Source organism: Acinetobacter sp. 25-47-130 (genome assembly GCF_056779705.1).
In genome coordinates this window covers 95,385-109,882 of record NZ_JBWYII010000012.1, presented here as the reverse complement: position 1 = coordinate 109,882, position 14,498 = coordinate 95,385, and the positions used below count along the sequence as shown (strand labels likewise).

16 protein-coding genes are annotated in these 14,498 nt (G+C 39.2%); 8 read left to right on the top strand and 8 right to left on the bottom strand.

The window, feature by feature from the left end; translation table 11 throughout:
- Positions 1-183 precede the first annotated feature (183 nt).
- The 3 genes from AC1M83_RS13125 to AC1M83_RS13115 are packed head-to-tail and all read right to left on the bottom strand — an operon-like array spanning position 184 to position 2,991.
- Positions 184-1,251: a DUF6670 family protein gene (locus tag AC1M83_RS13125; RefSeq protein ID WP_481590849.1), complete on the bottom strand. Its 1,068-nt coding sequence runs from the start codon at positions 1,249-1,251 to the stop codon at positions 184-186.
- An 18-nt stretch (positions 1,252-1,269) separates the two neighbouring features.
- A complete protein-coding gene (gene pssA, locus AC1M83_RS13120; RefSeq protein ID WP_481590848.1) occupies positions 1,270-2,094 on the bottom strand; it encodes a CDP-diacylglycerol--serine O-phosphatidyltransferase in 825 nt (274 codons plus the stop codon).
- Positions 2,095-2,133: 39 nt separating this feature from the next.
- Positions 2,134-2,991 (bottom strand): 23S rRNA (adenine(2030)-N(6))-methyltransferase RlmJ, encoded by an 858-nt coding sequence (locus AC1M83_RS13115; RefSeq protein WP_092768034.1) that lies wholly within the window; start codon positions 2,989-2,991, stop codon positions 2,134-2,136.
- 117 nt (positions 2,992-3,108) lie between these two features.
- Here AC1M83_RS13115 and AC1M83_RS13110 point away from each other — a divergent pair, with 117 nt between their 5' ends.
- Both AC1M83_RS13110 and AC1M83_RS13105 read left to right on the top strand, forming a co-directional pair.
- Complete coding sequence (locus AC1M83_RS13110; RefSeq protein WP_481590847.1) at positions 3,109-3,711, top strand: 2OG-Fe(II) oxygenase; 603 nt, start codon at positions 3,109-3,111, stop codon at positions 3,709-3,711.
- A 58-nt stretch (positions 3,712-3,769) separates the two neighbouring features.
- Positions 3,770-4,297 (top strand): hypothetical protein, encoded by a 528-nt coding sequence (locus AC1M83_RS13105; RefSeq protein ID WP_481590846.1) that lies wholly within the window; start codon positions 3,770-3,772, stop codon positions 4,295-4,297.
- 26 nt (positions 4,298-4,323) lie between these two features.
- Here AC1M83_RS13105 and AC1M83_RS13100 read toward each other — a convergent pair whose 3' ends face one another.
- The 5 genes from AC1M83_RS13100 to AC1M83_RS13080 all read right to left on the bottom strand — a co-directional run bounded on the left by AC1M83_RS13100 (position 4,324) and on the right by AC1M83_RS13080 (position 8,845).
- On the bottom strand, positions 4,324-4,575 hold the full coding sequence (locus tag AC1M83_RS13100; RefSeq protein WP_481586807.1) for a DUF2789 family protein: 252 nt from the start codon (positions 4,573-4,575) through the stop codon (positions 4,324-4,326).
- Between the two features lie 119 nt (positions 4,576-4,694).
- The gene (locus AC1M83_RS13095) at positions 4,695-4,934 is read right to left on the bottom strand and encodes a DUF2789 family protein (RefSeq protein ID WP_035269893.1); all 240 of its coding nucleotides are present in this window, start codon (positions 4,932-4,934) and stop codon (positions 4,695-4,697) included.
- Between the two features lie 148 nt (positions 4,935-5,082).
- The gene (locus tag AC1M83_RS13090; RefSeq protein ID WP_035269892.1) at positions 5,083-6,069 is read right to left on the bottom strand and encodes a malate dehydrogenase; all 987 of its coding nucleotides are present in this window, start codon (positions 6,067-6,069) and stop codon (positions 5,083-5,085) included.
- A 173-nt stretch (positions 6,070-6,242) separates the two neighbouring features.
- A complete protein-coding gene (locus AC1M83_RS13085) occupies positions 6,243-6,905 on the bottom strand; it encodes a ribonuclease T2 family protein (RefSeq protein WP_481590845.1) in 663 nt (220 codons plus the stop codon).
- A 26-nt stretch (positions 6,906-6,931) separates the two neighbouring features.
- A complete protein-coding gene (locus AC1M83_RS13080; RefSeq protein WP_481590854.1) occupies positions 6,932-8,845 on the bottom strand; it encodes a lytic transglycosylase domain-containing protein in 1,914 nt (637 codons plus the stop codon).
- Positions 8,846-9,205: 360 nt separating this feature from the next.
- Here AC1M83_RS13080 and miaB point away from each other — a divergent pair, with 360 nt between their 5' ends.
- The 6 genes from miaB to AC1M83_RS13050 all read left to right on the top strand — a co-directional run bounded on the left by miaB (position 9,206) and on the right by AC1M83_RS13050 (position 14,468).
- A complete protein-coding gene (gene miaB / locus AC1M83_RS13075; protein WP_179999317.1) occupies positions 9,206-10,663 on the top strand; it encodes a tRNA (N6-isopentenyl adenosine(37)-C2)-methylthiotransferase MiaB in 1,458 nt (485 codons plus the stop codon).
- A gap of 38 nt (positions 10,664-10,701) precedes the next feature.
- Positions 10,702-11,787: a PhoH family protein gene (locus AC1M83_RS13070; protein WP_092768044.1), complete on the top strand. Its 1,086-nt coding sequence runs from the start codon at positions 10,702-10,704 to the stop codon at positions 11,785-11,787.
- A 30-nt stretch (positions 11,788-11,817) separates the two neighbouring features.
- Positions 11,818-12,306, top strand: coding sequence for an rRNA maturation RNase YbeY (gene ybeY / locus AC1M83_RS13065; protein ID WP_035269880.1), 489 nt, complete (start codon positions 11,818-11,820; stop codon positions 12,304-12,306).
- A 74-nt stretch (positions 12,307-12,380) separates the two neighbouring features.
- Positions 12,381-12,674, top strand: a complete 294-nt coding sequence (locus AC1M83_RS13060; protein WP_481590844.1) for an antibiotic biosynthesis monooxygenase family protein — start codon at positions 12,381-12,383, stop codon at positions 12,672-12,674.
- A gap of 258 nt (positions 12,675-12,932) precedes the next feature.
- Positions 12,933-13,613: a hypothetical protein gene (locus AC1M83_RS13055; protein ID WP_179999309.1), complete on the top strand. Its 681-nt coding sequence runs from the start codon at positions 12,933-12,935 to the stop codon at positions 13,611-13,613.
- A 141-nt stretch (positions 13,614-13,754) separates the two neighbouring features.
- Positions 13,755-14,468 (top strand): DUF3108 domain-containing protein, encoded by a 714-nt coding sequence (locus tag AC1M83_RS13050; protein ID WP_035265223.1) that lies wholly within the window; start codon positions 13,755-13,757, stop codon positions 14,466-14,468.
- Positions 14,469-14,498 lie beyond the last annotated feature (30 nt).

Below are 14,498 nucleotides of genomic sequence, written 5' to 3'. Positions count from 1 at the left end.
CTTAGATCCAACCTATTCAGCTAAATCCTTGTTTTTCAACAAGTTTTAATCAACATCACCGCCGATGGATGTGCATTCTACAGCATTCCTCTCCCAATGCAACCATGTTTTTTAAATATTTAAAAAAAATATGATTAACTGGATATTTATTGTTCAATTTACGTGATTTTTATGCTTTTGGAGCTATTTTTTAAGCGTGCATGGCACAATACTTGCAAAATTATCCATTAATTTTTCATCTTTATTAATTTCTTGCCACTTTAAACTACGGCAATCTATATATTCACAATACCCAGATTGTCCCACTTCTTGAATTCCATCAATCTGCACCTGATAACTAAAACTACCTACATAACCTGCGGCAAGACCAAATTTAAAATCTCCACGACTTTCACCTTTCACGATTATTTTTCTTTTTTTATTTTCAAATGACCATTCAAATACGCGCGCTAAATACATCTCATGTCCATTAGGGGTTTTTACTTTTGGGTATACACGATGGACTTTGAAATAAACATCATCAAACATTTCAGATGTCTGAGCTTTTAAATCTCTTAAATACATCCTTGATTGCACAATTTGATTTAAACCATTGCGTATATGAGCAAGAAGTAACTGTCTTTGGTCGATTAAGTTAATTATCTGATACGTAAAAAAATGAAGCGGTAGATAAGGAATATTGATCGCTCTGGCAAATTCAAATGATCCTAACTGGTCAATTTTATATGTTTGTTCTTTATAGGTTACTGTTCCTTTGCATTGACACACTAATGACCAGTGATCAAATAAACCTAATTTTAGTTTGGTAAAGTGCGAAATAATTGGTTGAGTTTGAATATTCAGATCAACGGAAAGTTCATTGTCCTTTCTTATTAATTTGAAGTTTGGGATTGAGCCTTCTAGTTGTTCTCTTTGTCCAAATACAAATTTATTCTCTTTAATCTCGCAATCATTGATGATTGAATAACCATTAAAATGTCCAACCATATGTGGACTAATGCTCGTAATGAGTGAAACAGTATCCAAGGCTTTTGTTTTAATTGCATAATCATTACGCAGCATTGGAACATTCGGCTGTCCGATAATGGTTAAAAAATTAAAATAATGAAGTGGAGATGGTAATCCTGGAATCATCAATCCTTGATGGATAATTTTATAGATTCCTCGTGGACCGTGATAATCCAACCGAAGAGGAAAAGGAGCCTGATTCAGCTGTTTTGAATCGTCCGCTAAACTCATCAACAACTGCATATCAAACTCCTTTTTTATTTATCTTGTTTTTTCTCGAGTCAAAAATGTAGTGACGAAACCTGAAAGTGCATAAATAATCGAAAGCACTAAAATACCGACAGGAATATTGTACGTAATCGCAGCAAAGATAAACACAACAATAGGCAAGACTGCAAACGGCACACGTTTACGATCTACGGTTTTAAACGAATAGTATTTAATATTCGAAATCATCAGCAAGCCAACTGCAATAATAATGACTGCATTTATGGTCTGAATCATTGGATCAGATAGGACAAAAATTTCAGGGAAATCACGTCCCACCCAAACCAAAGAAATGATCATTACTGCGGCTAGAGGACTAGCTACACCAATAAAATAGCGTTTATCAACCACACCTATTTGCACATTGAAACGTGCCAATCGGAATGCAGCACAAGCAGTATAGACAAAACATGCAGCCAAACCGATTCGACCTAGATCATGGAGGCTCCAGCTATACATCAAAATTGCAGGCGCAACACCAAATGCCAACATATCTGATAATGAATCAAACTGCTCACCAAAAGGGCTTTGCGCTCCAATTGCTCGTGCGACCCGACCATCTAAACCATCAAATAAAGCAGCGATAAAAATGGCATAAATAGCTTGTGTGAATTCGCCATTCATACTTGCAATAATTGAGTAAAACCCTGACAACAATGCCGCAGTAGTAATCAGATTTGGCCACAGATAAATCCCACGACGCTTAACCTTTTGCCCTTCTTGCGTATGTTCCTCTTCTTCAACTTCGAAAGTAATACCATCAAAGCCCGGAACATTTCTTGGAGAAGATTCAGTTTCAGGTTTATTTATATTTGTCATTGTCATTCGTCCTAACTGTAGCCTTATCTCTCAATATTCTTATTCGCCGACCAACCAACGAACGGCAGCATGACCACCATTTTCACTCATTCTTAAGTGCGGGAAAAGCCATTGCAATGCTTCATCTGCATCTTCAGAAAACTTCCAAGGTGGATTAATCACCAATAAACCACAACCGTTTAATCCTACAGGTGTATCGTCTGGCCATACACATACTTCACAAACCAATTGACGGCGAATACCAGTCTTAATCATTTTCTTCTCAAAACGATCAATCATTGCGCGGTCTTTAATTGGGTACCAAATTGCAAATACGCCTGTAGGCCATTTCTTATATGCCGTAGCGATGAGTTCAACCAACTGCGGAAAATCCTTTCGCTCCACCTCATATGGTGGATCAATCATGACCAATCCACGTTTTTCTTTAGGAGGAATCACACCGAGCAAACCTTCATAAGCATCACGCTCATGCAAACCTGCACGACGATCACGCACATTCATATAAAGTTGCTGAAATACATCTCGTTGCATCTCAAAAATTGTTGCTTTATCTGTTTCGCGCATTCCTTCCAAAGCGAACCATGGCGAACCCGGATAAGCGCCTTTTCCGGCACCTGCACGCATATCTTCTACAACTTTAAGATATTGCTTAACACCTTCAGGGGCATTACGCTTAATTGAGTCATCGAGTTTAACTAAACGGTGAATACCATTTAAAAACTCTCCCGACTTCTGTGCTGCAGACGTTGATAAATCGTATTTACCTGCACCACCATGTGTATCAATGTAACGATACGGCTTATCTTTTTGATTAAGACGTGACAAAATCTGAAGCAACAATACATGCTTCATGACATCGGCAAAGTTTCCAGCATGGAAATGGTGACGGTAATTCATGTTTCAATTATTCCTAAGATCAACAATCATTTTAACATGAAAAAGTGTTTCATTCAGAATCGATTATTACTCTAAAATAGCTGACCTTTTTTTTATACAGTAAATAGCGAGATAAATATGGAAGCAGTTGTCATCCCAGGGGCTTGGAATGTTGATCAAATCCTTGATGATTTAGATCAACATGGCTTCAGTATCATCGATCATGCATACCCACCAAGCTATTTAAAAAACGTTGTAAATGAATGCCAAATCCATCTCGATGATTTTAGAAATGCAGCAATTCAAAATGGCATTGTCAGCACAATCCGCAGCGATCACATTTTGTGGTTAGATCCAAAACTATCAATTTCCCATCAACACATTAAAACCTTACATTTACTCTCTCAGGAATTAAATCGTGCATTTTATTTAGGCATTCAAGAAGTCGAAGCCCACTTCGCTTGTTATAATCCTGGTGATTTCTATGCTTTACATCGAGACAACCCTCAAGGCAAAAATGGTCGTGTGATTTCGACAGTTTTTTATCTGCATGAAGAATGGCATCAGCATTGGGGTGGTCAACTAAAGCTCCAAGATAAGAATAATCAGTGGCATATTATTGAACCCAAACCTAATCGCATCGCTCTATTTCAAAGCGATTTATTACATGAAGTTCTTGTTGCACACCACCAACGTCTTTCAATTACAGCTTGGTTAAGGACCGCACGAACTTTAATTTAGCGCTTTATTTTTTCGAAGTTGCCTCCATATAGGTTTTAAACCTGATGAGGACTCATCCATGCAATCAAATACCAAGCTAATTATTCAACGCATTGGTGAAACAGACCAACTTTACTTACAAAAAAATACGCCTGAGCTTGCCTTTGAACGTGCCGAATTGCGTTTAGAGCTGGTCAGTATGAGTAAGCTTCGTCAGGAACAAATTCATTTTCTTCAAGAAGCGATTGTTCTTCTTGAACAAGGTCGAGTAGATTTCGAAGAAATGCCAATGCATTTGTATATTAATCTTACCCTGATGTTAGCCAGAGCCTACATGATGTATTTTGAGATTACTCAAGATGAAAAATTTGCGATCATCACTCAGCAAATTTTAAAATCATTAACATCGACCAATCATAGTGATGTTTATTTTAATCTGGCGTATGCTTGCGCTTCTCGTAAAGAATCAGCACTTACACGCCATTGGCTAAATAAATATTTTAAAACTATTGATCATGATTTAGAGGTGATAAGAACTCACCCTGCTTTCAAACAATTTCATGACCAAGAGTGGTTTATCCAGTTAACCAAACCTAAGATGCATTAAAAAAAGCCCCATGATAGGGGCTTTTTTTAGGCCATTCTTAATTTATATGCATCCATATGTAATTGTTGATTAAGTTCATCTATCCATATTGCCCAATCATCATCTTGTACTAAATGACTAATTAAGAAGTCACGCTGACCTTTATTCCAAAATGGTGCATCATGTAAATTTTGTTGCGCGGAAAGCTGATGTGTACGGATATAGAGTTCAATTGCCGCTGGACTATTTGCCAACCCCAATTGAGAAAATAATAACGCTAAGGAAGGTTTATGTTCCATCAAGAGACTCCCCTTATCAGATTTTAATAAAATTATTATTTAAATAACTTATAAAAAATCCATGAAAAAACCCAGCTTTTAGTCTGGGTTTATTGTTTCAATTTGTGATTATATTTTCATCACTTTGTATCGTTTGTGAGCTGCTCACTCAATTGGTCAATGACAATGGCCCATTCATTATCTTTTTTCCAATGACTAATAATAAAATCGCGTTGCGATGGATTCCAAAAATCAGCTTCATGCATCGGCGTATTGGGATCAAGCCGATGTGTTTGTATAAAGTGATCAATCCCTTCAGGTGAGCTATCTAAGCCCAATTGCTCAAAAAGTAATTCTTGATTTACTTCCATATCCAACATGGATTGCTCCTTGAATTTTCATGATTTTGTTCAAGATAACATGTCAATACACAGTTCTATGTAGAAGGATTTCTTAAGCATTGTTAAGTTTTGTGCATTAAAAAAGCACTCCATTCGGAGTGCTTTTTTAATTTAGTTGAAAACTAAATTATTTAACCATGTCAGCAATCGCTGCACGTTCTTCTTCTAACTCATTAAGCGTGAAGTTGATACGCTCACGGCTGAATTCGTCAATTTCGAGACCTTGAACGATTTTGTACTCGCCATTTTCACAAGTTACAGGGAAACCGAACATTACACCTTCAGGGATACCGTAAGAACCATCAGAAGGAATACCCATAGTTACCCATTCGCCGTTTGTGCCAAGAGCCCAATCGCGCATATGGTCGATTGCAGCGTTTGCAGCAGAAGCAGCAGAAGAAAGACCACGCGCTTCGATGATCGCAGCACCACGCTTACCAACAGTTGGAAGGAATACGTCTTTATTCCATGCAGCATCGTTGATTTTGTCTTTTAAGCTTTCGCCGTTTACGTTAGCAAAACGGTAGTCAGCATACATTGTTGGAGAGTGGTTACCCCAAACTGTCATGTTTTTGATGTCAGAAACTGCAACACCTGCTTTTTGAGCAAGTTGAGTTAACGCACGGTTGTGGTCAAGACGTAACATTGCTGTGAAGTTTTTCGCTGGAAGATCTGGAGCAGATTTCATTGCGATATAAGCATTCGTGTTAGCAGGGTTACCTACAACAAGAACTTTAACGTCACGGCTAGCAACTTCGTTAAGCGCTTGACCTTGACCGATGAAGATTTCACCGTTGACTTTAAGAAGGTCAGCACGTTCCATACCAGGACCACGTGGACGTGAACCAACAAGAAGCGCGTAGTCAGCATCTTTGAATGCAACTTTAGGATCATCAGTACCGATCATGCCAGCCAACAATGGGAAAGCACAGTCGTCAAGTTCCATCATCACGCCTTTAAGCGCTTGTTGAGCTTTCTCAACAGGAATTTCTAATAATTGAAGAATAACTGGTTGGTCTTTACCCAACATTTCACCGCTAGCGATACGGAATAAAAGGCTGTAACCAATTTGACCAGCAGCGCCAGTAACGGCAACGCGAACAGGTTGCTTCATGTAATTATCTCCAGTTGAGAGGATAGTCAATGCGATTAAATAGCTGTTCTATCTAATCTTAATAATCATAAACGGCGAAGATTGTACTCCAATACTTTGACAGATGCATTGAAAAGAGAATGAATTTCAACAAAAGTCTGATAGGAAATATAAATTAACTTCGCGGAAATAAATTAGTAGGCGCCCTCTATGTCAAATGTATTTGGGCAGGTCGAGACAATATCAGACGCACATGACTTGAATTGACCATTCGTGCGATAACAGATTTCAACCCCCGTTAACACTGGGCGACCATTTAAGCTTTGGCATTGAAATTCAATACCTTGGCTGGGTAATTTTGGGTTGAGTTTGATGAATTGTGATCGTAATGTCGCCATAGAGACTGTTTTACGATCCACTCCTGTTAAGGAATCAGGAACTTTTAATTGGTCTGCATGATTAATAATGGTACGAAAATACTGACTGGCATTCATTGGAACGCAACCACCATAGTTGGTCCATAACCTAATTCTAGCCTGCTCATCAGGCATCACCCTAGCAACAACCCTCTTCTGTAGCGGTGCCAAGGTGGCAGATGAACTCGTTTGGCAATCATGACGACTGGTTTCTGGGATAAGACCCTTTATCGTCAGTGAATATCCTTCTAGGCATTTACGGTGTTTCGCTTTTGTTCGATCTAATGCACAAATGGCAGGTGTCATCTGTACTTGAAGCACATATCCTTGTAAACCTTTCCCGGATGCCATCACATCTGCTGAACACAACAAAGCCCCTACGCTCAAACTACAGAGGAGGTAAGTGTGTTGACGACTAAACAGCAGTTTTGCGTGATTCATCCAAGCTCACAAAAGTAGTTGAAATGCTATTGCGTATTTCTTACTGGAATAGGCGGCATACGACTTTCGATCGCTTGCGGCCCCTGACCAAGCAAAACACCATAATGAGCAGCATTGGTCATAACTTTCTTCACATAGTCACGTGTTTCATGAAGTGGTATTGACTCTGTGTATTGATCCGCCGCAATACTTTTAAACTCTGGTTGCCAACGGCGTGCTCTAGTCAGCCCTGCATTATAGCCAGCCGTAGCTAGAACTGGACTGTTACTCAGCATACCTTGAATCATTGACAGGTAATATGTCCCATAACGAATATTGGTATTCGGATCTGATAATGCAGCAGGATTATACGTTTCACCCATTTTTCGTGCCACATCTTTTGCTGTTGCAGGCATAATTTGCATCAATCCACCAGCACCTACATGTGAACGGGCCGTGGTTACAAAGCGACTTTCTTGACGCATTAAACCATAAGCCCACGAAGGATCAATCCCTGCATTTTTACTATGCGTCACCACTAGATTTTGATGTGGTGTCGCATAACGATATGCATAGTTATGACGTTTAAGTGTTCTTTCCGCCGCATAAATAGCACGGTCATACCACCCCATTTCTGTGGCACGTTTTGCCGCAGCCAGTAATAGACCATCATCTTGCTTAAGATAAGCTTGGCGGACAGCCCAATTCCATTCACGGTTTGTGTAAGTTGCTGAAGCATTGATATTGCGTAATGCAAAAGCACGTCTAAAGTGAATATCTTGATCTAAACGTTGAATATCCTGTGCGCTTGGTTGTGCTCGATCATGTGCTTCATTATAACGAATACCTAAATGATCTTTTGCCAACAGATTGTGATAATCATCGCCAGCGGCAGCTAATCGTTGATAAATACTTTTTGCAGCTTGCTTGGAAGCTTGATCTTTGCGATTTTCATACGCTCTCGCCATCCAATATTGCCAGCGATCTTCTTGTTTTTGCGTAACGCTCATACTATCTATGGCGCGCAACACACTTTCCCACTCACCAAAACGAATCGCTTGACGCGCGTAAATTTCAGCCTCTTCTGGTGTAAAAGGCACGCCATAACTGTAATCAAAGTTCTTCAGCACTTCAGGATTAAAATTATTTTTCATCACTGTCGTGCCTCCAATATACGCCACCGTGCGGTACATATACTTTTGAACATCTGCAGGAACACCTTGCACGACACGAGGAAGATTTTGAAGCGCCGTGTTCAAGTCAGCATCTGCAGCACGACCTAAAGCAAACACCAAATAAGCATAATCTACTGTTGTTCCTTTGGTCGCAGACCATAAATAATTCAAAGGATCTGCCTGAATTTGATTTAATTGTGCTAATGACAAGTTTAAACCCAGAGTTTGTGCTGTTGCGATCGCTGGACCAGACTGGCCCGCTCTAAGTTGCGCAAACAAGCGCTGTTGACGATCAGTGGTGGTGAGTAAGGGACTACTTAGCATTAAGCGACCTAAACCATAACACGATTCTGGCTGCGACTCTGTTGTAAGCCAGACATCTTTGTATTCCGCGTACACCAATGTATCGCCATTTTTTGCTCGTACTTGCGCAACCGCACAGCTTTCAGCTTGGTCAGGATTGGTGACATAAGGTAAAACAGGTTGAGCTGTCTTGAAATCCGCTTGTTTTACCTTTTCTTCGACATAATCAGCAGCTAATTTTTCAGCCATTGCAGATTGAGGATAGCGCTGTGCAAAGCTGATAATATTCGTTGCGGGTTGGAAGCCTAAATTATTATTCAACATCCAATATTCTGGATAATATCCAAGCGCATCATTTTGCATTGCAGAACGATAATATTCGAGCTGAGCTGTATTACCCGAGTTCGCAAATTTAATCGCCTCATTAAATTGCTCTTCAGCCGCATGAGCAACGGGCAAACAACCTAGTGTTATCAGCCCCATTAAATATTGTTTTAACTGTTTTTGCTTCACTGCTTTTTTTAACACGCTTCTCTTCTCAACTTTAACTCGTCGCTACATTTGGACATGCTTTTTTGCATGATCAACTCTTTTGCAGCGCTTGGCAATTTTAAAATGTATTTTAAATACTCTAATGATCAAGTACTGTTCTGTTATGTAAAGCGCTGATTAACCACTATTATTTTAAAGTATTTTTACTGTAAATCCATAAACTTGATCTGATTTATATATTTGTTCAACCCGTAGTACAAATACTGTAAAATAGCTCGCTTTTATCGAGTGTGGGATTCCCCCATACTTCACCGGAACATATTTATCCCTTTTTATAGGATAGGAGCCTTCATGACGGTTCAAACCTTCATTCCGAATAGTGCCCCAGCTGCCTCAGAAAACACTGTTACCCAGCCACAGCACACCCCAGCCATCGATGGTGCAGTCAAAAAACTGTATATCGAAACGCAAGGGTGTCAGATGAATGAGTATGACAGTCATCGTATGGCCGACTTGCTAGGTGATTCACACGGTTATGTATTAACGACAGACCCTGCTGATGCAGATATTCTTTTAATGAATACCTGTTCAATTCGTGAAAAAGCGCAAGAAAAAGTATTTTCAGAATTAGGTCGCTGGCGCAAGCTGAAAGAAAAAAATCCTGATTTGGTGATTGGTGTAGGTGGATGTGTTGCATCTCAAGAAGGTGACAATATCCAAAAACGTGCACCTTATGTCGACATGGTATTTGGTCCACAAACACTTCACCGTTTGCCACAAATGCTTGATCAGCATACAGATCAAATTGAAAAGCCGAAAAAAGAGAAAATCAAACTGGTAGACATCTCATTTCCAGATATCGAAAAGTTCGACTTCTTACCTGAACCTCGCGTTGAAGGTTATAAAGCTTTCGTATCGATTATGGAAGGCTGTTCAAAATACTGTTCATTCTGCGTGGTGCCATACACTCGTGGTGAGGAAGTCTCTCGTCCCCTAGATGATGTACTTGCTGAAATTGCTGGTCTTGCGGAAAAGGGCGTACGTGAGGTTTCTTTACTCGGTCAAAACGTAAATGGTTACCGCGGAGAAACATTCGAAGGTGAAATCTGTACGTTTGCTGATCTTCTTCGTCTAGTGGCGGAAATTCCAGGCATTGGTCGTATTCGTTATACGACATCTCATCCATTAGAATTCAATGATGACCTTATCCAATGCTATCGTGACCTACCACAGATGGTTTCTCACCTTCATTTACCAGTTCAAAGTGGTTCAAATGATGTATTGAAGGCGATGAAGCGTAACCACACGATTGACGTTTATATCGATAAGATTGCTAAATTACGCCAGGTACGCCCTGATATGCATTTGTCTTCAGACTTTATTATTGGCTTCCCTGGTGAAACTGATGCTAACTTTGAAGAGACATATCAATTTATTCAAGACTTAGATTTTGATCATTCTTATAGTTTCATCTACTCGAAACGTCCTGGTACACCAGCATCAGAGCTGGAAGATTTAACACCTGAAGATGTTAAAAAAGAGCGCTTGGCTAAAGTTCAACAATGGATCAAGCAATCAAGTATCCAAAAAACTGATGCTATGCTTGGTACTGTCCAACGTGTGCTCATTGAGAGCGTTTCAAAGCACGATCCAAACTTATTGGTAGGAACCGCAGACAATACACGTTTAGTAACATTTATTGGTGATGCTTCTTGGCTCGGACGCTTTGCAGAGATTGAGATTACAGAGATTAAAACCTTAAATTTAGTTTACGGTGAACTCTTGAATCTTGAACCTGACGTGGCGTAATGTAGAGGTATAGATTAATAGACTCTAAAGGAAATCTCTTGACTGCAGCGATTCGACGTACAGTGGCTTTTCCCGGTGTTTCAATGGACCGTTTACAAACCATGCTTGGCGCGTACAACGGTCATATGAAACAAATTGAACAACGTTTAGATGTAAAAATCAGTCAGCGTGGCGATAGTTTTTTTATTGACGGTGGAATTGATGAAGTCGAGAGAGTTGAAAGCTTACTTCAGCGCTTATACGCCGAAGCTGAAGTTTCTCAACAAATCAGCTCTGATTTGATTCATTTAATGATTCAAGGCAGCCAGACTGATCATGAATTACAATTGGATCCTAATCAAGAACACACAGGACTTGACGAAGTCTGGCTCCAAACCCGTAAGGGCCGCATTAATCCACGGGGGGCCAACCAAAAACGCTATGTACAACGCATTCTTCAAAGTGATATTTCTTTCGGGATTGGTCCAGCCGGTACAGGTAAGACCTATTTGGCTGTAGCTGCTGCAGTTGATATGCTTGAACGCAATGAAATTCAACGTATTCTTTTAGTTCGCCCTGCTGTGGAAGCTGGTGAAAAACTTGGCTTCTTGCCAGGTGACTTATCACAAAAAATTGATCCTTATTTACGCCCACTCTATGATGCCCTGTATGAAATGCTTGGCTTTGAAAAAGTGGCAAAATTAATTGAGCGTCAAATTATTGAAGTAGCGCCACTTGCATATATGCGTGGTCGTACACTCAATCACTCCTTTGTCATTTTAGATGAAGCTCAAAATACAACGCCAGAACAGATGAAAATGTTCTTAACTCGTCTTGGTTTTGGTTCACGTGCAGTCATTACAGGTGACATTACTCAAGTGGATTTACCACGTGGACAGCAGTCTGGTTTGGCACATTCATTACGCGTGCTTGAAAAGATTAAAGAAATCCATATCACGCGTTTTCACTCACGTGATGTTGTAAGACATCAGCTTGTACAAAAAATTGTAGAAGCATATGAGGGTTGGGACAGTGAACAACATCGTTTAACTGCTGAAGCACGTGCGGAACGTAAAGCACGTCAAGAAGCACTCATATCAGAAAATGATTCTGCTGCTGATGCTCAGCATCAAGATGCAGAGTAATTTAAATCTAATCACGCTCAAGGCAAGATTTTGAAACTCAGTCTCTCATTACAACAATCGTTTGAAGCATCAAGCTTGGTGCTCAAACGTGCGTATGTTAAAAAAATTATTGAAACCACCCTTCGTCATATTGATACACAAAGCGATTGTGAAATTGGAATAGCTTGCGTAGATGTCGAAGAAAGTCACAAACTTAACCTTGAATATCGTGGTAAAGATAAGCCAACCAATGTTTTATCTTTTCCAAGCGACTTACCAGATGAAATGGCTGAAATTTTAGACAGTTTCCCTATCGGAGATCTGGTGATTTGTATTCCCGTTGTGCTTCGAGAAGCAGAAGAACAATTTAAAGCACCATTAACACATTTCACTCATATGTTGGTTCACGGTACTTTACATCTGATGGGCTATGATCATGAAACTTCTGAACAAGATGCTGAGGAAATGGAAGCAATTGAGATTGAGATTTTACAAAAACTAGGCTTTGAAAATCCTTACCTGCTTTTGGATGACGAATAACACTCCTCAATAACTTCAGTCTATGCTTCCCGTTATTAGGGAAGCACATTAAAATAATAAATGAGTATTCACAAATGAACTTCGTTGTCATCTTCAAAGCGAAAATAAAAAATATTGATGATGAATATGTACAATTAGCAAACCAAATGCGGCATAAAGCGATGCATGATTATCATTGTATAAAGTTTGAAAGCTATCAAGAGAAGAATAATGAAGTCAGTCTTTCTTATTGGAATCGGTTAGAGGATATTCAAGCTTGGCGTCAGGACACTGAGCATCTTTATGCGCAACAAAAAGGTCGCCTAACATGGTATGACACGTATTCGATTGAGGTCTGTCAAATTCAGCGCGCTTATCAATCTGAATAAATCGAGTTGATCTTTATATTGATGACATATTTTAGACAAATGAGTTAAATATTGAGCAAGTTCTTCAGATAAAATAAGATAAAGTCATGCGAAACCAATAGATTAAACTTAAATAACGCCTGACCATCAAAACCATAATAAACGTCTTTGTAAACATTACATCGCAATTGGATAAGCTGTTATCCTTCGGCAGTAATCACCTACAAGATATATACTAGCTGACATCTCACAAGATTTAGAGGTAATGGAACTTCACTTATGCCAACGATTATTTCAAATATCGCGAACAAATTTCGTAAAGTCTATCAAAAGGCTGAAGGGTTTATTGAAGAAGAACGTGAATTTCCTGTCTCTCAAGTTTTTTTAAATGCGACTTTCAAGCGCTTTGTGACCGACAATGTCAGCATCCTTGAAGACTTACATGCTGATTTACATGATGATTGGCTTCGACTCTATGCCACTTTGAATGTGAAAGGGCTTTATACCATTCTCTCTGTAGATTTAAAGCTGATTCAAATGGAATTGAATAAAGATGTACAACTGATTGTATTTGAACAAATTAGTGAAACCGAAGTCATTGAAGCAAAATTTCAAACCTTTTGGATGAAAATTGCATTCCGCTCTGCCCTATTTTTCTATCAAAAAATTCTTCGTAAAGATCCACTTGGTATGATTTTAGAGCGGTTTAATGTCATTAAAGTCAAAGACGATCTCTTACATCTCGATCTAAATCAGTGGCTCGGAAAAAATCGCTCGATCATTGAAACATTGGGCAAAGTACACGTCAACCATGCAGAACTTCGTGAAACAGAATTGGTGGTGATTGGTAATGTAAATTTGATGGCTTTATTCAGCAAAATGAATACTGATCGATTCAAATCTAAATCTGATGAAGTGGAAAGTGATCACATTACACCAATTAAACAAAAGGACGACTAGAGCGCAGCGTTTTGATGTCGTCATAAAGCTTAAGCTACAGAAAAATACATTTTCACTGTGATTATTGATTATTTCTCCTTATTTATCAGAGATAATAAAACTTCAAGTGATCCTTCGATACGAAGGTAAAGGAAAATATTTATGGCATTTAAATCGTTTAAAACTTTGAGTGTGATTGCAAGTGTAGGTACAGCCGTGCTTTTCACAGGCTATTCAAGTCAAGCGCTTGCCATGACGCCCTTCCAAGCCTCTTATCAGTTTGCATACAATGGTAAAAACTTGGGGTCAGCAACACGAACCTTGAAAAAATCAGGTAACACATGGAATTACGTTTTTGCAGCTAAAGCAGGTGGTATTGCTTCAGCGACTGAAACCAGTAACTTCACATTCAACAATAATCAGATTCAATCATCCAATTTCAGTCGCACCAGTAAAATTTTGGTTCATAACAATACAATGAGCATTAAATTTAATCCAAGTGCCAAAACCATTAACACCACTAAAGATAAAGAGCAACGTTCATTTGCTTGGAAATCTGGTGTACTGGATGAGTTAAATGCAGAATTGCAAATTCGTGAAGACTTAAAAAATAACGGTTTAAAATCGCAATATTGGATTGCAGATGCTAAAGAAGTTGAATCACGTCGTTTCGTCAAACAAGGCACTGAAAAAGTAGAAACCAAGTACGGTACGTTTGATACCATCAAAGTAGTGATGAAGCATGATAAACCAGGTCGTGAAACGATTTTTTGGCTGTCTCCGAAATTGGACTATCTACCAGTGAAAGTCACACACCAAGATAAGAAATCTTCATACGGGCTCTTACTGACAGGGTATAACGGTCCACAAAATTAAGGCATTTTTTACTTGCTTTTTTGCAGATGC